The organism is Bacteroides sp. AM16-24 (assembly GCF_003471885.1).
Classification (GTDB): domain Bacteria; phylum Bacteroidota; class Bacteroidia; order Bacteroidales; family Bacteroidaceae; genus Bacteroides.
On record NZ_QRKI01000007.1, the window covers coordinates 30,097 to 51,688 of the forward strand.

General features: G+C 43.6%; 22 protein-coding genes. 18 read left to right on the forward strand and 4 right to left on the reverse strand.

From position 1 onward, the window contains the following. Nucleotides 1–13: 13 nt before the first annotated feature. Nucleotides 14–2,950 carry a TonB-dependent receptor gene (locus tag DW182_RS09975; RefSeq protein WP_007666692.1) on the reverse strand — a complete coding sequence of 979 codons (2,937 nt, stop codon included), beginning with the start codon at nt 2,948–2,950 and terminating at the stop codon, nt 14–16. A gap of 288 nt (nt 2,951–3,238) precedes the next feature. Between DW182_RS09975 and def the strand changes: the two genes are divergently transcribed. Beyond that, on the forward strand, nt 3,239–3,799 hold the full coding sequence (gene def, locus DW182_RS09980) for a peptide deformylase (RefSeq protein WP_118295402.1): 561 nt from the start codon (nt 3,239–3,241) through the stop codon (nt 3,797–3,799). A gap of 235 nt (nt 3,800–4,034) precedes the next feature. Then, the gene (locus tag DW182_RS09990) at nt 4,035–4,862 is read left to right on the forward strand and encodes a hypothetical protein (RefSeq protein ID WP_118295403.1); all 828 of its coding nucleotides are present in this window, start codon (nt 4,035–4,037) and stop codon (nt 4,860–4,862) included. Here the strand turns inward: DW182_RS09990 and DW182_RS09995 are convergent. After that, on the reverse strand, nt 4,856–5,977 hold the full coding sequence (locus DW182_RS09995; protein WP_118295404.1) for a retron St85 family RNA-directed DNA polymerase: 1,122 nt from the start codon (nt 5,975–5,977) through the stop codon (nt 4,856–4,858). The two genes, DW182_RS09990 and DW182_RS09995, sit on opposite strands and share 7 nt — an antisense overlap. 270 nt (nt 5,978–6,247) lie before the next feature. Here DW182_RS09995 and DW182_RS10000 point away from each other — a divergent pair, with 270 nt between their 5' ends. The 15 genes from DW182_RS10000 to DW182_RS10070 all read left to right on the forward strand — a co-directional run bounded on the left by DW182_RS10000 (nt 6,248) and on the right by DW182_RS10070 (nt 19,490). Beyond that, a complete protein-coding gene (locus DW182_RS10000) occupies nt 6,248–7,786 on the forward strand; it encodes a peptide MFS transporter (protein WP_118295405.1) in 1,539 nt (512 codons plus the stop codon). Between the two features lie 39 nt (nt 7,787–7,825). Continuing rightward, complete coding sequence (hpt, locus tag DW182_RS10005) at nt 7,826–8,362, forward strand: hypoxanthine phosphoribosyltransferase (protein WP_007666701.1); 537 nt, start codon at nt 7,826–7,828, stop codon at nt 8,360–8,362. A 231-nt stretch (nt 8,363–8,593) separates the two neighbouring features. Beyond that, nucleotides 8,594–9,166 (forward strand): adenylate kinase, encoded by a 573-nt coding sequence (locus DW182_RS10010; RefSeq protein ID WP_117707313.1) that lies wholly within the window; start codon nt 8,594–8,596, stop codon nt 9,164–9,166. A 173-nt stretch (nt 9,167–9,339) separates the two neighbouring features. Further along, nucleotides 9,340–10,512 carry a GTPase ObgE gene (gene obgE / locus DW182_RS10015; protein WP_118295406.1) on the forward strand — a complete coding sequence of 391 codons (1,173 nt, stop codon included), beginning with the start codon at nt 9,340–9,342 and terminating at the stop codon, nt 10,510–10,512. Continuing rightward, on the forward strand, nt 10,509–11,330 hold the full coding sequence (gene pgeF / locus DW182_RS10020) for a peptidoglycan editing factor PgeF (protein WP_118295407.1): 822 nt from the start codon (nt 10,509–10,511) through the stop codon (nt 11,328–11,330). The genes obgE and pgeF overlap by 4 nt, the downstream gene beginning before the upstream one ends. Nucleotides 11,331–11,340: 10 nt before the next feature. Beyond that, on the forward strand, nt 11,341–11,985 hold the full coding sequence (locus tag DW182_RS10025) for a lipoprotein signal peptidase (RefSeq protein WP_044532590.1): 645 nt from the start codon (nt 11,341–11,343) through the stop codon (nt 11,983–11,985). Continuing rightward, a complete protein-coding gene (locus DW182_RS10030) occupies nt 11,955–12,620 on the forward strand; it encodes a B3/4 domain-containing protein (protein WP_115502611.1) in 666 nt (221 codons plus the stop codon). Before DW182_RS10025 ends, DW182_RS10030 begins: the two co-directional genes overlap by 31 nt. Nucleotides 12,621–12,635: 15 nt before the next feature. Next, nucleotides 12,636–13,265, forward strand: coding sequence for a M23 family metallopeptidase (locus DW182_RS10035; RefSeq protein ID WP_370449802.1), 630 nt, complete (start codon nt 12,636–12,638; stop codon nt 13,263–13,265). 69 nt (nt 13,266–13,334) lie between these two features. Continuing rightward, nucleotides 13,335–14,312 carry a PhoH family protein gene (locus DW182_RS10040; protein WP_007212570.1) on the forward strand — a complete coding sequence of 326 codons (978 nt, stop codon included), beginning with the start codon at nt 13,335–13,337 and terminating at the stop codon, nt 14,310–14,312. 96 nt (nt 14,313–14,408) lie between these two features. Next, nucleotides 14,409–15,353 carry a phosphoribosylaminoimidazolesuccinocarboxamide synthase gene (locus DW182_RS10045; protein ID WP_118295523.1) on the forward strand — a complete coding sequence of 315 codons (945 nt, stop codon included), beginning with the start codon at nt 14,409–14,411 and terminating at the stop codon, nt 15,351–15,353. Between the two features lie 12 nt (nt 15,354–15,365). Next, nucleotides 15,366–16,103, forward strand: coding sequence for a bifunctional demethylmenaquinone methyltransferase/2-methoxy-6-polyprenyl-1,4-benzoquinol methylase UbiE (gene ubiE / locus DW182_RS10050; RefSeq protein ID WP_118295409.1), 738 nt, complete (start codon nt 15,366–15,368; stop codon nt 16,101–16,103). Nucleotides 16,104–16,209: 106 nt separating this feature from the next. Next, complete coding sequence (locus DW182_RS10055; protein ID WP_118295410.1) at nt 16,210–16,956, forward strand: shikimate dehydrogenase; 747 nt, start codon at nt 16,210–16,212, stop codon at nt 16,954–16,956. A gap of 17 nt (nt 16,957–16,973) precedes the next feature. Further along, nucleotides 16,974–17,924 carry an alpha/beta hydrolase gene (locus DW182_RS10060; RefSeq protein WP_118295524.1) on the forward strand — a complete coding sequence of 317 codons (951 nt, stop codon included), beginning with the start codon at nt 16,974–16,976 and terminating at the stop codon, nt 17,922–17,924. Nucleotides 17,925–17,962: 38 nt separating this feature from the next. Further along, a complete protein-coding gene (locus DW182_RS10065; protein WP_118295411.1) occupies nt 17,963–18,868 on the forward strand; it encodes a YgcG family protein in 906 nt (301 codons plus the stop codon). Nucleotides 18,869–18,908: 40 nt separating this feature from the next. Continuing rightward, the gene (locus DW182_RS10070; RefSeq protein WP_007212564.1) at nt 18,909–19,490 is read left to right on the forward strand and encodes a LemA family protein; all 582 of its coding nucleotides are present in this window, start codon (nt 18,909–18,911) and stop codon (nt 19,488–19,490) included. Between the two features lie 122 nt (nt 19,491–19,612). Here DW182_RS10070 and DW182_RS10075 read toward each other — a convergent pair whose 3' ends face one another. After that, nucleotides 19,613–20,173: a hypothetical protein gene (locus DW182_RS10075; RefSeq protein WP_118295412.1), complete on the reverse strand. Its 561-nt coding sequence runs from the start codon at nt 20,171–20,173 to the stop codon at nt 19,613–19,615. 13 nt (nt 20,174–20,186) lie between these two features. Beyond that, the gene (locus tag DW182_RS10080; RefSeq protein ID WP_118295413.1) at nt 20,187–20,675 is read right to left on the reverse strand and encodes an RNA polymerase sigma factor; all 489 of its coding nucleotides are present in this window, start codon (nt 20,673–20,675) and stop codon (nt 20,187–20,189) included. 643 nt (nt 20,676–21,318) lie between these two features. Here DW182_RS10080 and DW182_RS10090 point away from each other — a divergent pair. Further along, nucleotides 21,319–21,543 carry a hypothetical protein gene (locus DW182_RS10090; protein WP_118295415.1) on the forward strand — a complete coding sequence of 75 codons (225 nt, stop codon included), beginning with the start codon at nt 21,319–21,321 and terminating at the stop codon, nt 21,541–21,543. Nucleotides 21,544–21,592 lie beyond the last annotated feature (49 nt).

Sequence of the window (21,592 nt, forward strand, 5' to 3'; positions counted from 1 at the left end):
AGTGGAATAATGTTTATTTAAAGATATCATATTTAAAGCCGATGTATGCAGCCGAACCATAGTATTCAACTCTGGACGGATAGTTCGTTATATCACGACGTTTACGATCGGAAGATTGTGTAAAGTTGGACAAAGTAGCATACAGAGAGAATTGTCTGGTCAAACTATATTTCAACTGCATATCCCATTTCACGAATGGACGCGTAGATTCCACATCAGCTGCATCTTGGCGGTGCTGTTCTGCAATCAATACTCCGTCTTGATAGTTGCAAGATATTCTGCCTGAGAATTTTTTGTAATCATATCCCAAAGAAACGTTGAATAGTAGGGAAGGTTGCTTTAACAACCGGTCTGTATATATAATGTCAGAGTTGGTCGGAAGGAATGGCTTCTCAGTACCTCCGGGAGTAAAATCCGGATTTTTAATTCTTGACTTCAATGTTTCAAAGTAGTTCATTTTAGAGTCCATAAGAGTAAGATTAGCACTGAATACCACACCTTTCATGAAGTTCCTCATTTTGCGGAACTGCAGTTGCAAATCAAATTCCAACCCCTTCAACGTTGCATTATATGGACTATTTAAAGGATAGGTAATGCTACCACCTGACAAACTCATAGGTAAGTCAAAATTAGCAGGATCCGTCACTGTACCATTCAACATATAGGCAGAGCGAGTATAAGTAAAGTTTTTAATATCCTTATAAAATCCACTAATAGTAAACAGTCCATAATCCGGTTGATAGAACGTCAATATAACATCATAATTTCGAGATAAAGCAGGCTTCAAATTAGTACGACTCCATGTTACTTCATTCACATTCGGTTTTATGATTGTTCGTGGAGCAAGCAGATTATAATCAGGTCTTGACAGTGTTTCAGTGTATGCCAGCCTGATGTCCATCCAGTTTGTTGGCTTTACACGCAAATGGATTTGTGGTAGCCAATATCCATATTTGTCGGAATCACTACTCTTTTCATATTCAAACTCATGTTCTTTTTCTTCATTGTCAGGAACATTAGAGCCACTGTATGCATTGTACTTCAGGTGAGAAAAATCATAGCGTACGCCTGGTATAAATGTAACGTACTTGCCAAAATTTATTTCACCCATAATATATCCTGCCCAAAGATTCTCATTCCCATCATAGTCTTTCAGAATTTTTGTAGTAAGGATCTTGCCATATATATCTTGGTTTATATTATAAAAGTTTCTCATGGCATTATGATCTAGTGCAAAATTAATGCATAAGTCCTTATACTTATTGTTTAAAAAATCGTGAGGCTTATAATCAGAATCTAAGAAATCAGTGATACCTATATAGGAATTTTTGAAAGATGATGGAGTTAAATCAGGCATATTCTCGAATACCGGATCAGCTCCTTCAGACAAATCCATACGTCTATACCTACGAGCAGTTTCAAGGCTTCTCTCTTTTTGACGGAACTTTCCACCGATTTTAATGTATCCATTGACCTTTTCGCCGAAACTAAAAGGCTTCTTTAAATCTAGCCATGCACTGTATTCTGTTTCTTTGGCAAACTCTGTATTAAAAATAGCTTCATACAGATAGTACTGTGTAAGATCATCTTCTTTGACGAATTTAGAATTAGCTATCAAATAGGGAGGTTGATAAGATAATGCATCGATATCAGCTGTAAAGGGGGCATTCAGCCGGAATTGCATTTGGTGATCGTATGGAGTTCTTGTGCGCGAACTACTACGTCCCACTCCGAGATTCAAGGTTGCTCCCAAAACATTGAACTCGCCTTGCAACATATTGGTAATATTGGTATTATGTGAATTACGGTCAGTTTGTTGAAATCTCAATCGGGTTCCTTCTAAATCATAACGTTTTTGACGAATATCACGATCTCTGTTCATTCTACTAAAGAGATTAGACATTTTGAGTTTAGACCCTTTTCCCAAGTCGAAATCCATATTCAGGTTTACGTTAAAACGTTGACGCTTTTCTAAATTTGATTCCAGACTAACCCCTGTAATCCATGGTTTCGTGTAATCAAACCCAGGAGTAGGCGTATTACCATTTACTTTATAAGCTGCATTAAATGTATCATTGCTCCGGTCTGTCTGGTCAGCGCTTGCGGTAAATATGACACCTAATCTTTCGCTAAAAAATCGATTGCTCGCCATGATACCACCTTTATACCGCCCCATTCCATTAATTTGTGAATGGTAGCCTGTTTCTCCGGTTACATTAAGTTTGAAGTCTCTCGGGGCATCTTTCATAATTAGGTTTACCGTTCCTCCCAATCCATCGGCATCCTTGTCGGCCGTACTGGCTTTCAACACTTCAGCCCCAGCAATCATGTCCGGTGAAATCATATTCAAGTCAGTACTCCGATCAGTGCTACTTGTTGATGGCGCATTCATACCGTTAATAGCTACCGAGTTATACTTAGGATCCAAACCACGTATGATGATTTTTTGACCTTCTCCTCCATCACGCTGGATCATTAAACCGGGAAGACGACCAATAGCATCAGCAACATTTACATCCGGAAGTTCATGCAACTTTTCTTCAGATACAGCATTCATAATACCAGTTGCATTTAACTGACTTTTAATCGCTGCTGTCTGCCCTTTGGCTTGAGCGCTGATCACGACTTCTTTCAACATATGATTATCCGGACGCATAACGAGGTTCAGTGTCTTCACTTCATTAGATTTAAGATCTACATCAAAATCTTGCGTCTGATATCCAATGAAAGAGAATTGGATTGTCTGCTTGCCTTTAGGTATAAATAAGGTATACTGCCCATTGGCATCTGTTATTGTTCCCTTATTCGAGCCTTTTAGCATGACAGTTGCGCCAATTAAGAAGTCTTTAGTCTCACTATCTGTGACAACACCCGTAATTGTAGCATTTTGAGCTACTAGATTTCCTCCTACATATAGGAATAATAATAAGATAAGCAATCTTGTCTTCATAAGCGTATAAAATTTAATGGTTATATTGCAAATTTAATGGTTAATTAATTGAGAGATGTTGAAAATAAAAGCAATATATATCTATTACTGTCCTTTTATTGGCAAAAACGACTAAAAACTGGTCAGAAAATGTAGAATATCCGGTCAAGAGTACATCTTAAAGCATTCAAAACACCTTTTGCATATATATAATTTCGCGCATAGAACTTATGTATACACATAGAAAATACGTCTAAAATTTACGATGAACAATGGTAGTTACAGCCTACCTTTGCCACAAAAAAGAATATGATTAAACCGATAACCGTCTACGGCAACTCCGTATTAAGAAAAGAATGTGAAGACATAGAACAGAGTTATCCCAATATCCAGGAAATTATAGAAACCATGTGGCAGACGCTGAGAGATGCGGACGGCTGCGGATTAGCCGCACCACGAATCAATCTTCCCATCAAGCTGTTCATAGTAAACAGCAGAGATACCTATACATATATGTCCGCTGAGGAAAGAGAACACTTCTTTGTGGAAGAGGATTGCGGAATAGAGGAAACATTCATCAATGCAGAAATAATAGCTTATAGCGAGAAAGTATGGACTGCAGGGGAAGGTTGCCTGAGTATTCCCGACCTTTACGAAGAAGTTACACGCCCCTGGTCAATAACGATAAAGTATCAGAATAGTGAATTTAAAGAACAAAACAGGACTTATCACGGATATACCGCGCGGATCATTCAGCATGAGTTTGAGCATACACAAGGAAAATTGTACATAGATCATTTGTCTCCGCTGAGAAGACAGCTCATAAAGAATAAGTTAATGCGGATTATTAAAGAAAACAGAAGAAAGTAACAGTAATTCCTTATCATAATAGAAAACGTCTGATAAACAAGTTTATTTAGTCCTGTCTGATAGTAATTATATTGATTAGTTGTTATCTTTGCAAGAGAATAATATTCGGGAGCTATATCCGTGCCATTGCGTTTCTTTCTGGGCAAAAGCCGAGATACACAAGTTGATACCGATTTGCGAGATAGGTGTCGGACTAAAAATAAAGATTGAATAACTACATATAAAAAGTCAGAGCATGAAAACGTTCACTGTTTTATTAGTAACTGCATCTTTAGCGTTAACTTCACTAGGAGGGAGTTTTGAACCATACCGCCCCAACGGCTGGTACTACATCACAAGCGGCACACAAGACAGCCTTTCGGCAGAGCCCATCGTAACAACCAAAGATTTTGTTTCTATAAGGCTTGACTCTTTTATGAGTGAGCGAACAGGTGAAATGGCCTATCAGATTATGGGTAGAGTGAACGACCAGTCCATTAAGATATGGGCAGACGCTACCGAACAGTCGATAGGCAAGCATATCGGTTTTGTATGCAACAACAAGGTAGTATGTAATCCCTTGGTGAACGCTCGCATCAAAAGTGGTAATTTTGCGATTTCAGGTGAAGGGCCTGAGTTCAAAGCCATGTACAGGCAAATTCAAGAGGACATCAAAAACGAAGAGATTGCTTCGGAACATAAGAAAGCATGGGAAGAGGCTCGCAAGTTACGGGCTTCCATCACCGACACCACTTTCTTGAAAACCAAGCGTCCGATGTCTGACGATGCAATCGGCCCCTACAACTACCACACAGGATTGAACGAAGACCGTGCATACAATCAAACGGTTTATTTAATTGCGGTAGACAGAGCTAAAAAATTCCTTTCCGTTGAAAACGACCAATTAGTATTGAACCTGAAATCGGGTGCGGAAATCAACATTGCGGAAGACCTGTTCCAGTATATCACCGGACTATTCGATGATTGGAACAAATGGATAAAAGAGGGAAAATTCAAGATTATAAAAACAGAAGAGGGATACTACGATATAGAACCGACAACTCAGAAACGCAACAATCAATAACTTCTCTCTAAGTGTTTCAAGGCTGCGATAGAATCGGACACATACACATTATCCGGTTCTATTGACCGCCAATAGCAAAGAGTCCCAATCAGACGCTTCAGGTAAGCAGGATCATGAGAACCTATCCGGCGTTGATGCTCCGCAAGCCCTTTCGTAAGAATGAAATGGACATTCTTGCGTATCTCCCTTTTCTTTGCTTTAGGAATGGTCAGCTTCACACCGGAGCTGATGGAAACGCCTGTGATGATCTTTCTCTTATGCCCACTCAGGAAACGGGTTTTCTTATGATTGATTTCAAACTTTTCCTCCCGAATGATCTGCTTAATCAGAGGCAATATCTGTTGCGCCGGAAAAACATTTCCCGAAAAGGTGAGATCATCCGCGTAGCGAGTATAAACCAAATTATATTCAGTAGCCAGTGCTGCCAGTTTTTTATCCATCTCATAAGAGATGATATTACTCAGTGCCGGACTGGTAGATGCTCCCTGAGGCAGACATCTGTGTACACAGCATAAAGCCGCAAGCACTCTTGCAATCTTGGGCGGATATCCCATGTCCTCAAACATTTTCCGTACCCGTGGACTGCGTATAGAGCCAAAGAAATCATGAATATCAGTTTTCAGTACATAGGGCTTGCCCAGGTGTGGCCGGACATTATCGGAAATGGACATCTTGCACCGAAAACCGGTAGCTGCGGGATGAATATTCACAAAGGACAGAACACGATGATTGATAGTGTCCTGAATGGCTTTCAACTCTTTGTCCGGTGCTGAAATCATACGGTAGCCTCCTTTTCTTTTACCAATCCAGAATTCCCGGTAATGCCCGGAAATATCTTTCAATATCTCCTTCAGAACCTCTTCTTTCATTCCCAACAGATTGGCACACTTCGCCACCGCCTCCTCGCCGAACCACGGAATGGTTATCGGAGCAGAAGTACCAAAGTACCGGCTGAACCATCCTTTACGGGTAGCTTCTGTATCGGTAATATCTTCCGTATTACTGCGGTTTCCGGCTTTCCACCTTTTGTATCCTTCCTGTTTACGACTTGAAGAGATAATTTTGTAAATCAACAAGCCGGTGACAATCAGTACCGCTATTAGAATTCCATTCATCTTACATAGCTGATAAAAAAGGAAGAGGATGAGTATTTACTAATGTAAATCGTGGTATTTATACCAGAGTATTTACATTCTAAGAAAGCTCCTGAGCTTACGAGGCGACTGCACCTCTTTCCTGCTAAATCTTTTTCTCATCCTCTTCGTATGCAAAAATATATTTTTTCCACTTACAGCACAAAGAAGAGACAATTTATTTGAATACAGAAACGTTTTTTAATCAGATTCTATAACTTTGCCTCCCATAAAGAAAATATCTATACTATAATGAGTACATCCAAACACCCCAAAGGTCTTTACCTCGTCTTTGCTACCAGCACGGCAGAACGTTTCAGCTACTACGGTATGCGTGCTATCTTCATTCTGTTTCTAACCCAGGCACTCTTGTTCGATAAGGAACATGCCGCCTCTATTTATGGCAGTTATACCGGACTGGTTTATCTTACTCCGCTCATCGGCGGATATATTGCTGATAAATACTGGGGGATCCGGCGTTCCGTTTTCTGGGGTGCCATGATGATGGCGGTAGGCCAGTTCCTGATGTTCTTCAGTGCGTCGATGCTGGATACTAAAGAGCTTTCCCACTGGTTGATGTATGGGGGACTCACCTTCTTGATTTTAGGAAACGGATGCTTTAAACCTACGGTTTCGTCACTGGTCGGACAACTTTATGAACCGGGAGACAGACGTCTGGACTCTGCTTATACTATATTCTATATGGGTGTAAATGTGGGTTCTTTCTTTGCCCCGCTGGTTTGCGGCTACTTCGGTGAGACGGGTAATCCTAATGATTTCAAATGGGGATTCCTGATTGCGGCAATCGTTACAGTATTCACAGTAATTCTGTTTGAAACGCAAAAGAGCAAGTATCTGATCGGTCCTGACGGAAAGCCGCTTGGCATTATTCCGGACGCCAAACGGGAGCAACCGAAAGAACATAAAACAGTTCAGCAAACAACCATAGATAAAGATAAGAAGATGCGCAACAATTTGCTTCTCGGAGCACTGACCATTGTCCTTGCCTTATTCTTCTACTGGTGTTTCGGCAACGATTGGGTCAGCATAGGGATATTCACAGCCTGTATCATTTTCCCCGTCAGTATTCTGCTGGATGGTTCTCTGACAAAGATAGAGCGTGACCGTATCTTCGTTATTTATATTATCGCTTTCTTCGTTATATTCTTCTGGGCAGCCTACGAACAAGCAGGTGCTTCACTCACCCTTTTTGCTGCCGAGCAAACCGACCGTACAATCCTCGGTTGGGAAATGCCTGCCTCCTGGATACAATCTTTCAATCCGTTCTTCGTAGTTATACTGGCAGCCATTATGCCCAGTGTGTGGGGTGCGCTGAACAAACGAGGCATGGAGCCGGCTTCCCCCACCAAACAAGCTATTGGTTTGTTGCTGCTCTCACTGGGATATTTAGTCATTTGTTTCGGCGTGAAAGATGTACAGCCTGGTATAAAAGTCAGCCTTATCTGGCTAACCGGACTTTATTTCATCCATACCATGGGAGAAATAGCCCTCTCCCCTATCGGCTTATCCATGGTAAACAAACTCACCCCTGTCCGTTTTGCCTCTCTCATGATGGGAATCTGGTATCTTTCTACCTCTACAGCCAATAAATTTGCAGGTACTTTAGGCGGTCTTTATCCCGAAGACGGGAAGGTGAAAACCCTGCTCGGATTCCGCATTGAAACCATGTTCGACTTCTTTATGGTATTCGTTATCATGTCCGGTGTAGCCTCTCTTATCCTCTTCCTGCTTTCAAAGAAATTACAGAAGATGATGCATGGAGTGGAATAAAAATCGTATTTTTGTGCCAATTTTAAAAATCTATCCCTTATGGACACCATACAAATAAAAGACAAAAAGTTCACTGTTTCTATCAAGGAACAGGACATTCTGAAAGAAGTAACCCGCGTTGCAAATGAAATCAACCGCGATCTGGCTGGTAAGAATCCTCTGTTTCTCAGCGTCCTGAACGGTTCGTTTATGTTTACTTCCGACCTGATGAAAAACATTACCATTCCCTGCGAGATTTCTTTCGTGAAACTGGCTTCTTATCAGGGGGTGTCCTCTACCGGAGTTATTAAGGAAGTTATCGGTATTACCGAAGACCTGACAGATCGCACGGTAGTGATTGTGGAAGATATTGTAGATACTGGTCTGACTATGCAACGCCTGCTGGAAACGCTGGGTACACGTAACCCTAAAGAGATTCATATCGCTTCGTTACTGGTGAAACCCGATAAGCTGAAAGTAGATTTGAATATCGAATACGTAGCTATGGAAATCCCCAATGACTTCATTGTAGGTTACGGATTGGATTATGACGGTTTCGGACGCAATTATGCGGATATTTACACTGTAGTAGATTAAAGGATTTGAATGCTACATGTAGAGATATAAACCCTACCAACTCCGTACCAAGTCCGTACCTTCTCCCTGCAAAGGTACCTTTTTACGGAGGAAGTACGGACTTGGTACGGTCTTGACAGGGACCGGGTAAGGTGCAGGCCTTATTTCAGGTCATCAAGATAGGGCAAAATCAGTGTGTGTGCAAAAGAATTTTGAATTAGATATAAGTAACAGTTAAATTGTAAATCACAAATGTTGAACATTGTAATTTTCGGTGCTCCCGGTTCAGGAAAGGGAACACAAAGTGAGAAAATCGTAGAAAAGTACGGTATTAACCACATCTCAACCGGTGACGTGTTGCGTGCAGAAATCAAAAACGGCACAGAACTGGGCAAAACAGCTAAAAGTTATATCGATCAAGGTCAGTTGATCCCTGATGAACTGATGATTGATATCCTTGCAAGTGTATTCGACAGCTTCGAAGACAGCAAAGGTGTAATCTTCGACGGTTTCCCCCGTACGATTGCACAAGCAGAGGCTCTGAAGAAAATGCTTGCTGAAAGAAATCAAGGAGTAAGCGTTATGCTTGACCTGGATGTACCTGAAGACGAACTGATGACCCGCCTCATCAAACGTGGTAAAGATTCCGGTCGTGCCGATGATAACGAAGAGACAATCAAGAAACGTCTTCTTGTTTATCACTCACAGACTTCTCCGCTGATTGACTGGTACAAACAGGAAGGACAATACCAGCACATCAAAGGACAAGGTGCATTGGAAGATATTTTTGCTGACGTTTGCGCTGCGATTGACGCTGCAAAGTAAATAACGTTGTTTTTCCTCAAAGTAGCCTGAAAAGGTGAAACTTTTTTTTATTCTGCCCGTTCAGGGCATAAATAGAAGGATATTCATAACGTAGGGTGTTTTGCCCTACGTTATATAATCAAAGGCTTTCAGCCTGAAAACATATCCTACTGACTACTAATTACTAAAAGAATATGGCTGAATCAAATTTTGTTGACTACGTAAAGATATATTGCCGCTCCGGGAAGGGCGGACGAGGCTCTACGCACATGAGGCGTGAGAAATACATACCCAATGGCGGCCCCGACGGAGGTGACGGAGGACGAGGAGGTCACATCATCCTGCGCGGTAACCGTAACTATTGGACGCTGTTGCATTTGCGCTACGACCGCCATGCACTGGCCGGACATGGAGAATCCGGTTCCAAGAACCGCAGTTTCGGTAAGGACGGAGAAGATAAGATTATTGAAGTTCCCTGTGGTACAGTGGTATACAATGCCGAAACAGGTGAATATATCTGTGACGTCACCGAGCATGGACAGGAAGTAGTCCTGCTGAAAGGCGGACGCGGCGGACTGGGTAACTGGCACTTCAAGACAGCCACCCGTCAGGCACCCCGCTTTGCACAACCAGGTGAACCGATGCAGGAAATGACAGTAATCATGGAGCTGAAACTCTTGGCAGACGTAGGTCTGGTAGGCTTCCCGAATGCCGGAAAATCGACTTTGCTTGCTTCCGTATCTGCCGCCAAGCCCAAGATAGCCAACTATCCATTCACCACATTGGAACCCAATCTGGGTATTGTTTCTTACCGTGACAGCAAGTCGTTTGTCATGGCGGACATTCCCGGTATCATTGAAGGAGCCAGTGCCGGAAAAGGGTTAGGATTGCGCTTTCTGCGGCACATCGAGCGTAACTCTCTGTTGCTCTTCATGGTGCCTGCCGATAGCGACGATATCCGGAAAGAATATGAAATCCTGTTGAATGAACTGAGCACTTTCAATCCTGAAATGCTGGACAAACAACGGGTACTTGCCATCACCAAGAGCGATATGCTCGATCAGGAATTGATGGACGAAATAGAGCCTACACTCCCTGCAAACGTTCCGCATATATTCATTTCTTCCATTACCGGCATGGGACTTTCCGTGTTGAAAGACATTCTTTGGGAAGAGTTGAATAAGGATAGCAACAAAATAGAAGCTATTGTTCACCGTCCGAAGGATGTAAACAAACTCCAGCAAGAGTTGAAAGACATGGGTGAGGATGAAGACCTCAGCTATGAATATGTGGAAGACGATGAGGACGTGGAAGACCTGGAAGACTTTGAGTATGAGGAAGAAGACTGGGAGGATGACAAGCAATGATTGCTCTGACAGAAGATAAACGAATGTTGGGATACGGGGTTATGACACCGTACTCCAACATTTTTTGTTTCGCAACTACCCGCCGGGGAGGTTTCAGCAAAGGAGATTATGCCTCTTTCAACTGTACGCTTTACACGGGAGATGATGCGGAATCTGTCCGTCGCAATCAGGAATTACTCTGTAACTCCATGCCTCAACAGCCTAAAGAATTAGTCATTCCGTTCCAAACACATAGTACAAAGGTGGAGGTAATTGATGAAAAGTATCTCAATGCCACATCTGACGAGCGCACGGCCACGCTGCAAGGAGTGGATGCACTAATCACCAAGGAACCGGGTTGCTGCATTTGTATTTCTACGGCTGACTGTATTCCTATCCTGTTGTATGACCGCAAGAACCAAGTAGTAGCCGCCGCCCATGCGGGTTGGCGGGGAACGGTGAATTACATAGCCGGACACACTCTCGACAGGATGCGGGCACTCTACGGAACCGATGGAAAAGATGTTATCGCTTGTATCGGTCCCGGCATATCCTTGCCTTCTTTTGAAGTAGGCGAAGAAGTGTACGAAGCTTTCCGCATGAACGGTTTTGCAATGGATTATATATCAGAATGGAAACCGGAAACACATAAGCATCATATCGACCTATGGGCTGCGAACCGGATACAGTTGCTCGACTTCGGTGTACCCGGCGAGCAAATAGAGACATCTGGCATTTGTACCTATATGAGGCATGAAGAATTTTTCTCGGCAAGACGGCTGGGGATTAAATCAGGACGTATACTATCGGGAATTATGATAGTAGACACAAAACCATAACTTTTTTAATATGAAGAATATTTTGTCCAAAGGGCAGCTATCGCTTCTCATTGTATTGGGAATTTTGATTCTTGACCAAGTCATAAAGATTGAAGTTAAAACGAATATGTTTTATAATGAAAGCATTCATATCACGGATTGGTTTTATCTTCGCTTTATAGAAAATCCCGGTATGGCTTTCGGTATGCAGATAGTGCCTAAAGCCATTCAGACTATTGCCCGCACAATATTTGCCATCGCGATTGGATGGTATATCGTCATACTTATTAAAGCTAAATATAAGCGTGGTTATATTGCATGTGTTTCGTTGATACTGGCAGGAGCTATCGGGAATATCATCGACAGCATATTCTATGGTGTTATTTTCAGTAAGAGTACACCCGCTGAGATTTCCACTTTCGTACCTATAGGAGAAGGATATACCGGTTGGCTGCATGGAAAAGTGGTCGATATGTTCTACTTTCCCCTTTTTGAGTTTAACTGGCCAAGTTGGATGCCATTTATAGGAGGAGACAATTTTGTATTCTTCAGTCCGGTATTCAATTTAGCGGATGCTGCCATCAGTTGCGGAGTGATTATCTTATTTTTGTTTTACATGAAAAGTTTAAATAGCAGTTTCAGTTTATGTACCAGATCACCGTATCAGAAGAAATAAAGAATGCCTGCCCCATCTTCAAAGGTGCAGCCGTCTATGCAGAAGTTACCAATACAGCCTTTTGCGAAGGGCTTTGGGAAGAAATCAACGCTTTCACCCGGGAACTGACTTCCACTACCCAGCCGGAGGACATCAAACTGCAACCCGCCATTGCAGCTACCCGGGAAGCTTATAAACGTTGCGGCAAAGACCCCAGCCGTTACCGTCCTTCTGCCGAAGCCTTACGACGCCGTCTGATGCGTGGAATTGCCCTTTACCAAATAGATACATTGGTTGACCTGATTAATCTGGTATCCCTGCGCACCGGTTATTCCATCGGTGGTTTCGATGCGGACAAGATACAGGGCACTGACCTCAAACTGGGAGTTGGACGCGCAGAAGAACCATTCGAAGGTATCGGACGGGGCGTGCTGAACATCGAGGGACTTCCGGTCTATCGCGATGCCGTAGGCGGTATCGGTACTCCCACCAGCGACAACGAACGTACCAAAATGGATTTAGGCACCCAGCATATCCTTGCCATCGTCAATGGTTACAGCGGACAGGAAGGTCTGCGGGAAGCTGCCGAGATGATACAGGAGTTACTGAAAAAATATACTTCTTCGGATGGAGGAAAAATAATCTATTTTGAATAATGAGAAGGACCTTTAATCATGAACATATTCTTTCTGCTACTATCATTCGCACTGGCTTATACTCCGCCTGAAGAGAAACCAAGTTTCTCGCAAATGGAAATCAATCATATCCGGGTTACTACACCGGGGCTTTTCGATAACGAAAATTTGTTAGAATTGCATCTGGAGCAAATACCTGATACCGCCTATTGCTTTCCGCTTCCCGGAGGAAAAGTGATTTCTCCTTACGGACGCGGTAGCGGCCGTCACTCGGGTATTGATATCAAGACTTGCGCCAAAGACACGATACGCAGTGCCTTCGATGGCATTGTACGTATGTCGAAGCCTTACAGTGCTTACGGTAACGTAATCGTTGTGCGCCATTCTTCGGGATTGGAAACGATATACAGTCATAATTTTAAGAATCTTGTTCAGAGTAGTGACGTCGTAAAGGCCGGACAACCCATTGCACTGACCGGACGTACCGGACGTGCCAGCACCGAACATCTTCATTTTGAAACCCGCATCAACGGACAGCATTTCAACCCCAATCTCATTTTCGATTTCAAAAAAAGGACACTCCGTAAAGAGTGTATTCACTGCACCAAGAATGGAAAAGGCGTCATCGTGAAGCCTGCAACAAAAAAAACAGCCGGAACCAGCTAAGTATCCAAACGTTTCACTAAATTTGCAACTGTTTTACCTATAAAACGACATGAACTTATAAACAATTCAATGATAGAAAAACTGATTGTTCTTGAGGATATCGACCCGGTTATCTTTTACGGTGTGAATAACGCCAATATGCAGTTGATAAAAGCTTTGTACCCCAAACTGCGCATTGTTGCACGCGGCAATGTCATCAAAGTGTTGGGAGATGAAGAAGAGATGTGCGCATTCGAAGAAAACATTACCAAACTGGAAAAATACTGCGCCGAATACAACTCATTGAAAGAAGAGGTGATCATCGACATCATCAAAGGAAATGCACCGCAAGCAGAAAAGTCGGGTAACGTCATCGTATTCAGCGTGACAGGCAAACCGATCATCCCCCGCAGTGAAAATCAGCTTAAACTGGTAGAAGGTTTTGCCAAGAACGACATGGTATTTGCCATAGGTCCTGCCGGTTCGGGAAAGACGTATACTGCCATTGCCCTTGCCGTACGTGCCCTCAAAAATAAAGAGATCAAGAAAATCATCCTCAGTCGCCCCGCCGTGGAAGCCGGTGAGAAGCTTGGATTCCTGCCCGGTGACATGAAGGATAAGATAGACCCGTATCTGCAACCGTTGTATGATGCCTTGCAGGATATGATTCCGGCTGCCAAGCTGAAAGAATACATGGAACTGAACATCATTCAGATTGCTCCTCTCGCCTTTATGCGCGGACGAACGTTGAATGATGCAGTTGTCATTCTGGATGAAGCGCAGAATACCACTACCCAGCAGATCAAGATGTTCCTCACCCGCATGGGTATGAACACCAAGATGATCGTAACGGGAGATATGACACAGATCGACCTGCCCTCTTCCCAGACTTCGGGACTGGTACAGGCACTCCGCATCCTGAAAGGTGTGAAAGGCATCAGCTTCGTGGAACTGAACAAGAAAGATATTGTGCGTCACCAATTGGTAACCCGCATTGTAGATGCCTACGAGAAATTTGATAAGGAAACCAAGGCCGAACGGGAAAAAAGAAAACTCACCACGGGGTAACACAGAGTCTCACAGAGTTTTTTTCTGCTCTGTGAGACTCTGTGTCACTCTGTGGTGAAAACCATAGAAAATATCCAAATCATAAATATTATAATGATGCAAGCATTAACAAAAACAGATTTTAATTTTCCGGGACAGAAAAGTGTATACCACGGAAAAGTACGTGATGTTTATAACATCAATGGTGAAAAACTGGTCATGGTAGCAACTGACCGTATCTCTGCATTCGACGTTGTTTTGCCGAAAGGCATTCCTTTCAAAGGACAAATGCTGAATCAGATTGCAGCCAAGTTCCTGGATGCGACTACTGATATCTGTCCCAACTGGAAGACAGCTACACCCGACCCGATGGTAACGGTAGGTGTGATGTGCGAAGGTTTCCCCATCGAAATGATTGTACGCGGTTATCTTTGCGGTAGCGCATGGCGTGCTTACAAGAGCGGTGTACGCGAAATCTGTGGTGTGAAGTTGCCCGAAGGAATGAAGGAAAACCAGAAGTTCCCCGAACCCATTATCACCCCGACTACGAAAGCTGAAATCGGTGAACACGACGCAGACATTTCAAAAGAAGAAATCCTTGCTAAAGGTCTGGCTACTCCCGAAGAATATGCCGTATTGGAAAAATACACCATGGCACTCTTCAAAAGAGGAACCGAGATCGCAGCAGAACGTGGCCTGATTCTGGTAGATACGAAGTATGAATTCGGTAAGCACAACGGTACTATTTACCTGATGGACGAAATCCACACACCGGACTCCAGCCGCTACTTCTACTCTGAAGGTTATCAGGAACGCTTTGAAAAAGGCGAAGCACAGAAACAACTTTCTAAAGAATTCGTTCGCGAATGGTTGATGGACAATAGTTTCCAAGGCAAGGCAGGACAACAAGTTCCAGAAATGACAGACGAAATCGTAGCATCCATCAGTGAGCGTTACATTGAACTGTACGAGCACATCACCGGAGAGCAATTCGTGAAGGAAGATACCAGCAACATTGCTTCACGCATTGAGAAGAACGTAACGGAATACTTAAACAAGTGATAAACGGTTAGTATGGATTATCCCCAGGAACATATTAAACCCTACGGTGAGGACGGAAAAAAGAGTGAACAGGTAGAAGAAATGTTCGACAACATTGCTCCTGCTTATGATAAGCTGAACCATACCCTTTCATTAGGCATCGACCGCAGTTGGCGCCGGAAAGCGATCAATTGGTTAAAGCCTTTCCAGCCGAAGCGCATCATGGACGTAGCCACCGGTACAGGTGACTTTGCCATTCTTGCCTGCCGCGAGTTGCAGCCTGACGAACTGATAGGCACCGACATCTCAGAGGGAATGATGGACGTGGGACGTAATAAAGTAAAACAGGCGCACCTCTCGGACAAAATATCCTTTGCCCGGGAGGACTGCACCTCTCTCTCATTTGCCGATGACACGTTCGATGCTGTAACCGTAGCATTCGGTATCCGCAACTTCGAAGGGTTGGACAAAGGGTTGGCGGAAATGTGCCGCGTGCTGAAAACCGGAGGACATCTCGTCATTCTGGAACTCTCCACACCGGACCGTTTTCCAATGAAACAACTTTTCACCATCTACTCCAAAGTAGTCATCCCCCTGCTCGGCAAATGCCTGTCAAAAGACAATAGTGCTTACACCTACCTGCCCCAAAGCATCCGTGCTTTCCCGCAAGGCGAAGTGATGCAAAAAGTTATTCGCAAAGCAGGTTTCAGTCAGGTTAATTTCCGCAGACTGACATTCGGTATATGCACTCTTTATACTGCGACTAAATAGAATGATAGGATGGTAAGATGATAACATGTTAAGATTCAATGTTATCATCCTACCATCCCACCATTTTACCATTACTATATTATTGACATAGCACACTAAGAGAATTATGCAGAAATACGGTTTAATAGGCTATCCGCTGAGACATTCGTTTTCCATCGGATATTTCAATGAAAAGTTCAAATCGGAGAATATCGACGCCGAATATGTAAACTTTGAGATACCCAGCATCAATGACTTTATGGAAGTCATAGAGGAAAATCCCAACCTCTGCGGACTTAATGTGACCATCCCGTACAAGGAGCAGGTCATCCCCTTTCTTGACGAACTGGACAAAGATACCGCAAAGATCGGTGCAGTGAACGTCATCAAAATCATCCGCCAGCCGAAGGGAAAAGTAAAGCTTGTCGGCTACAACTCGGATATCATAGGTTTTACACAGTCCATTGAGCCTTTACTGCAACCCCATCACAAGAAAGCGCTGATTCTGGGTACAGGCGGTGCATCCAAAGCCGTCTATCGCGGACTGGCCAATCTGGGCATCGAAAGCGTATTCGTATCGCGTACAAAAAAGGAATCGTCTTACCTCACTTATGACGAACTGACACCGGAGATCATGCAGGAATATACAGTCATCGTAAACTGTACGCCTGTAGGTATGTATCCTAAAGTGGATTTCTGTCCGGATATTCCTTATGATCAATTAACTCCCAACCATTTACTCTACGATTTGTTATATAATCCCAATGAAACCCTTTTCATGAAAAAGGGAGAGGCTCACGGCGCCGTTACTAAAAACGGACTGGAAATGTTGTTATTGCAAGCATTTGCCGCATGGGAAATATGGAACAAATAGAGCGAAAGGAAGGAAAGATGAAGAAAGGTATCAAGTACAGTCTGATCGGACTGTTAGCAGTTATCCTTATTGCCCTCACAGGTGCGAGTTTCTACATGCTCGGCTACTCGCTGAGACCGGAGCACAACAAAGGGAAAGATATTCCCGGCTCCTACGAGTATATGCTCAGCGAGTACCCGCAAATTAAGCCTTGGATAGATAGTTTGCAAACTGTCGGTGCTTTACGGGATACCTTTATTATCAACCCTGACGGGGTGCAACTGCATGCCATTTACGCAGCCGCTCCCGAACCTACCCACAAAACAGCCGTCATCGTGCATGGTTATACGGACGATTGCATCCGTATGCTAATGATAGGTTACCTTTACAACAAAGATTTAAAGTATAACATTCTGCTGCCCGACCTGCAAAACCAGGGATTGAGCGGAGGCCCTGCCATTCAAATGGGCTGGAAAGACCGGCTGGACGTATTGCGCTGGATGGACATTGCCAACGATATTTACGGCGGAAATACCCAGATGGTAGTACATGGCATCTCTATGGGGGCCGCCACCACTATGATGGTATCCGGTGAACCTCAGCAATCTTTCGTGAAATGTTTTGTGGAAGATTGCGGTTATACCAGCGTATGGGACGAATTCTCCTACGAGTTGAAGGGACAGTTTGGACTGCCTCCGTTCCCGTTGATGTACACCACCAGCTGGCTGTGCAACGCGAAATACGGTTGGAACTTCAAGGAAGCTTCTTCGCTGAATCAGGTCAAGAAATGCAAACTGCCGATGTTCTTCATTCATGGCGATGCAGATACATACGTACCCACCTGGATGGTATATCCTCTCTACGAGGCAAAATCGAAACCTAAAGAATTGTGGCTTGCCCCCGGTGCCACACACGCCATGTCCTACAAGGATCATCCGGAGGAATACACCGAACGTGTGAAGAATTTTGTAGGAAAATACATCTATTGATGTGATTTTTCCTATATTCGTCCCACAAATACATTAGTATGAAAAGATTAATCTCCATAAGTTTATTCCTATGCCTGCTGCTATCCATGCAGGCACAGAAGGTCTATACTACAGACAATATCCCCAAAGTACATCTTCAGAACAAAATGCGCTATGTCTGCAATCCGGACGGCATCCTCTCTCAGGCTGCCTGCGACAGCATCGACCGTATGCTGTATGCATTGGAACAACAGACCGGCATTGAGACAGTAGTTGCCGTGGTTCCGTCTATCGGCAATGATGATTGCTTTGACTTTGCGCACCGCCTGCTCAATGAATGGGGTGTAGGAAAGAAAGCAAAGAATAACGGCCTGGTCATTCTTTTAGTAACCGATCAGCGCTGCATCCAGTTCTATACAGGTTATGGACTGGAAGGAGACCTGCCCGATGCCATCTGTAAACGTATCCAGACGCGCGACATGATTCCTTATCTGAAAGATGGTAACTGGGATGCGGGTATGGTTGCCGGTGTGCGTGCCGTATGCGGTAGACTGGACGGCAGCATGGTGAATGATACAGATGATGAAGAAGACATTTCTTTCTTCGGCATTCTGGCAGCAGTTATCGGATTCTTTGTTGTTGCCGGAGGAATCGGTTGGATGGCGGCACGTGCCGCAAGCAAATGCCCCAACTGCGGACAGCACAAATTGCAACGCACCAGCAGTAAAGTGGTTTCCCGGATCAACGGAGTAAAAACGGAAGATGTTACCTACACTTGCCGCAACTGCGGACACAAGATAGTACGCCGCAAACAGTCGTATGATGAAAACTATCGCGGAGGTGGCGGAGGAGGTCCGGTCATCTTTGGTGGTGGCGGAAGCTTCGGCGGAGGAGGCGGTGGCTTCAGCGGAGGCAGCTTCGGTGGAGGTATGGGAGGTGGCGGAGGTGCCGGTTCCCGATTCTGAGAGTTGTAACTAATTAATAATCATTTAATAAAAGAAAAGTATGAAGAAATCAACTATTATCATTCTTGTTGTTTTAGCTCTCCTCGTCATTTGGGGTGTCACTGGTTATAACGGACTGGTAACTATGGATGAAAACGTAAGCGGACAATGGTCAAACGTTGAAACACAATATCAGCGCCGTGCCGACTTGATTCCGAATCTGGTCAGTACAGTAAAAGGATACGCTTCTCATGAAAAAGAAACTCTGGAGGGTGTGGTAGAAGCTCGTAGCCAGGCTACTCAAATTAAAGTAGATGCTAATGATCTGACTCCGGAAAAGTTGGCCGAATACCAGAAAGCTCAAGGTGCGGTAACTTCTGCATTGGGTAAGTTGCTTGCCATTACCGAGAATTACCCCGATTTGAAAGCAAACCAGAATTTCCTGGAACTGCAAGCTCAATTGGAAGGTACTGAAAACCGTATCAACGTGGCACGTACCAACTTCAACAATGCAGCAAAGAACTTCAATACTGCCATCCGCCGCTTCCCGAAGAATATTCTTGCAAGTCTGTTCGGTTTCGAAAAGCGCGCTTACTTTGAAGCTTCCGAAGGAGCTGAAACAGCACCGCAAGTACAGTTCTAAATAAGTATATTCATACCGTAACAAACGGTTCTATAAAAAGCAAGTACCCCTTCTACCCTGGAAACTTGAATAGATCGAAGTTTCCGATGGGTGGAAAGGGTACTTGCTTTTTTTTAGGATGACTACTGCAAATCCGTTATTGCCTCTTTCAGTTCTTTTATCCCGCTCCATGCTTTGAGGAACAAACGAATTCCTATCAGCAACCCTATGACAAGACCAGTCCAGGCGCCTATCAATATATAACGATCCCCCATTTGGGACATATCCCATATCATGCTTGCCAGCAACGGTACGCCACACAACACACTCACAGCTATCCCCACTTTGAAAGACATCCGGAAACGACTCTCCGCAAGACACACTTCACGCACAGTCATCTTCAGGCAATCAATCTTCCTTAGCAACAACATCCACGTAAGTTGCCGGGCGAGTATCACAACTACAAACAAAAACAACAATATCCACGTCAGTACACTGAAATCATATACTTGATTGCGCACCAAAAGCCAAGCCATGAGAGGCAAACAGAGAATCAAAACCGTAAATCGCCGCAACACACGATCCTGCACCTGCTTTACTTTGCTGACCACCTTACTATTTTGTTGCTGGCGCTGCTCCATTTCCAGGCGCCCGAGCCTTTCTTCCATTATATTCCAATTTTGCTTCAATTCTTCCAGTTCCATAATCTGTTTTATTTTAGCTATTCGCTTGTTTTGTAAGTTTATCCTTGATTCGTTTCAATCTTGAAGCTACGGTGTTGCGCGGCACGCCGACAATTTCCGCAATCTCCTCATAAGAATTTTCATCCAGCCACAGCAAGATGAGGGCACGTTCAAACTTGTCCAGTCCCGCAATGAGGCGATACATCTCTTTCAAGCGTTTGGTCGTTCCACTATCTTCTGCTTCCAGCCCGTAGAGGGAATCCAAGGAAGTATGTTCGCCCCGGCGTTGCTGCTGGCGGTAGAAGGAGATACAGGTGTTCAATCCCACGCGGTAAATCCACGAAGAAGGTTTACCCTTTCTTTCATAACCCTCGAAGCCTTTCCAAAGGTTTATCACGACATCCTGATAGAGATCTTTAAAATTATCCCCATCCGTAGCGTACATGTAGCAGATTTTATAGATCACTCGCTTGTATTCCTCAATGAGGGAAGTGAACTGTTTTTCTTTCATATTCTGTTCCATCTTAAGATAGTCTTTTGTACATAAGACGCCGGTTTTGGATATTAGTTGCAGGAGAGAAGAAAAAAAGGAAAAGTCAAGGCTGTTTTCAAGCCCAGAATTTGCCATTTTTTGCCACCGCATTGGCAAAGTTGTGCCACCATGCCAGCAAAGCCGTGCCACTGTGTTGGCAAAGTTGTGCTATCGTGTTGGCAAAAGATTGCCAATACGATGGCAAAATATTCTCAATATAATAGCAACAAATGCTTCACTTAGAGATCACTGTTCAGTAAGGTTAACTATAAAGATTTATAGTTCATTTCTATTCCACTCTATGCATACTTTTTTAATAAAAACTTGTATCTTTGCTGCATATTTCTTTCGTTGGAAAAGAAATATATTTTCCGATTTGGAGATATCATTTTATTATTCGTCTTCCTAAAAGTCTGGTAAATTTTTACAAGCACGGATAATAAGTGAAGGTCTCCACGTCCGGGTTGCGTATAACTTTGTTATATACACTCTGGCGTGGGGCTATTGCTTATTATTTGCTTGACGGGTTTACCAGAGCCTTTGGGAAGGAATAATATGCCAATAGTTCCCACGTCTCTTTTTTTACATTAGAGAAGTAGGAACACACGACTACCCCTTTAAAACTTATAACACGATGGATGAACTTCTTACCTGCTCCTGCCAGATGAAAACCGACTTAGAAAACTCAGCCGATGCATTTTCCTTTTTCAAAGAGAACTACCCCTTATCCAGTATTACGAATAATCTGAATGCACTGTCCAAACAAGAACTGCGCTGCGCTTGTTGCCTGATGGGAACTGTCTTAATGGGAATGTCCCGAAAAAAAACAATTTGGGAGCGACTGAAAGTAAAGAAGTAGGGTTCGGTTAATTTCTTATGCAAACTCAAGGCTATAAGCAAAATAATCG

Excerpts from the sequence above, each read along its gene's own strand:
- hpt (WP_007666701.1), top strand. The coding sequence starts at position 7,826 with ATGGACACCATACAAATAAAAGACAAAAAGTTCACTGTTTCTATCAAG.
- DW182_RS10040 (WP_007212570.1), top strand. The coding sequence starts at position 13,335 with ATGATAGAAAAACTGATTGTTCTTGAGGATATCGACCCGGTTATCTTT.
- DW182_RS10065 (WP_118295411.1), top strand. The coding sequence starts at position 17,963 with ATGAAAAGATTAATCTCCATAAGTTTATTCCTATGCCTGCTGCTATCC.
- DW182_RS09975 (WP_007666692.1), bottom strand. The coding sequence starts at position 2,950 with ATGAAGACAAGATTGCTTATCTTATTATTATTCCTATATGTAGGAGGA.
- DW182_RS09995 (WP_118295404.1), bottom strand. The coding sequence starts at position 5,977 with ATGAATGGAATTCTAATAGCGGTACTGATTGTCACCGGCTTGTTGATT.
- DW182_RS10030 (WP_115502611.1), top strand. The coding sequence starts at position 11,955 with ATGTACCAGATCACCGTATCAGAAGAAATAAAGAATGCCTGCCCCATC.
- obgE (WP_118295406.1), top strand. The coding sequence starts at position 9,340 with ATGGCTGAATCAAATTTTGTTGACTACGTAAAGATATATTGCCGCTCC.
- DW182_RS10045 (WP_118295523.1), top strand. The coding sequence starts at position 14,409 with ATGCAAGCATTAACAAAAACAGATTTTAATTTTCCGGGACAGAAAAGT.
- def (WP_118295402.1), top strand. The coding sequence starts at position 3,239 with ATGATTAAACCGATAACCGTCTACGGCAACTCCGTATTAAGAAAAGAA.
- DW182_RS10025 (WP_044532590.1), top strand. The coding sequence starts at position 11,341 with ATGAAGAATATTTTGTCCAAAGGGCAGCTATCGCTTCTCATTGTATTG.
- DW182_RS10000 (WP_118295405.1), top strand. The coding sequence starts at position 6,248 with ATGAGTACATCCAAACACCCCAAAGGTCTTTACCTCGTCTTTGCTACC.
- DW182_RS10060 (WP_118295524.1), top strand. The coding sequence starts at position 16,974 with ATGAAGAAAGGTATCAAGTACAGTCTGATCGGACTGTTAGCAGTTATC.
- DW182_RS09990 (WP_118295403.1), top strand. The coding sequence starts at position 4,035 with ATGAAAACGTTCACTGTTTTATTAGTAACTGCATCTTTAGCGTTAACT.
- DW182_RS10080 (WP_118295413.1), bottom strand. The coding sequence starts at position 20,675 with ATGGAACAGAATATGAAAGAAAAACAGTTCACTTCCCTCATTGAGGAA.
- DW182_RS10010 (WP_117707313.1), top strand. The coding sequence starts at position 8,594 with ATGTTGAACATTGTAATTTTCGGTGCTCCCGGTTCAGGAAAGGGAACA.
- DW182_RS10075 (WP_118295412.1), bottom strand. The coding sequence starts at position 20,173 with ATGGAACTGGAAGAATTGAAGCAAAATTGGAATATAATGGAAGAAAGG.
- DW182_RS10070 (WP_007212564.1), top strand. The coding sequence starts at position 18,909 with ATGAAGAAATCAACTATTATCATTCTTGTTGTTTTAGCTCTCCTCGTC.
- DW182_RS10055 (WP_118295410.1), top strand. The coding sequence starts at position 16,210 with ATGCAGAAATACGGTTTAATAGGCTATCCGCTGAGACATTCGTTTTCC.
- pgeF (WP_118295407.1), top strand. The coding sequence starts at position 10,509 with ATGATTGCTCTGACAGAAGATAAACGAATGTTGGGATACGGGGTTATG.
- DW182_RS10090 (WP_118295415.1), top strand. The coding sequence starts at position 21,319 with ATGGATGAACTTCTTACCTGCTCCTGCCAGATGAAAACCGACTTAGAA.
- ubiE (WP_118295409.1), top strand. The coding sequence starts at position 15,366 with ATGGATTATCCCCAGGAACATATTAAACCCTACGGTGAGGACGGAAAA.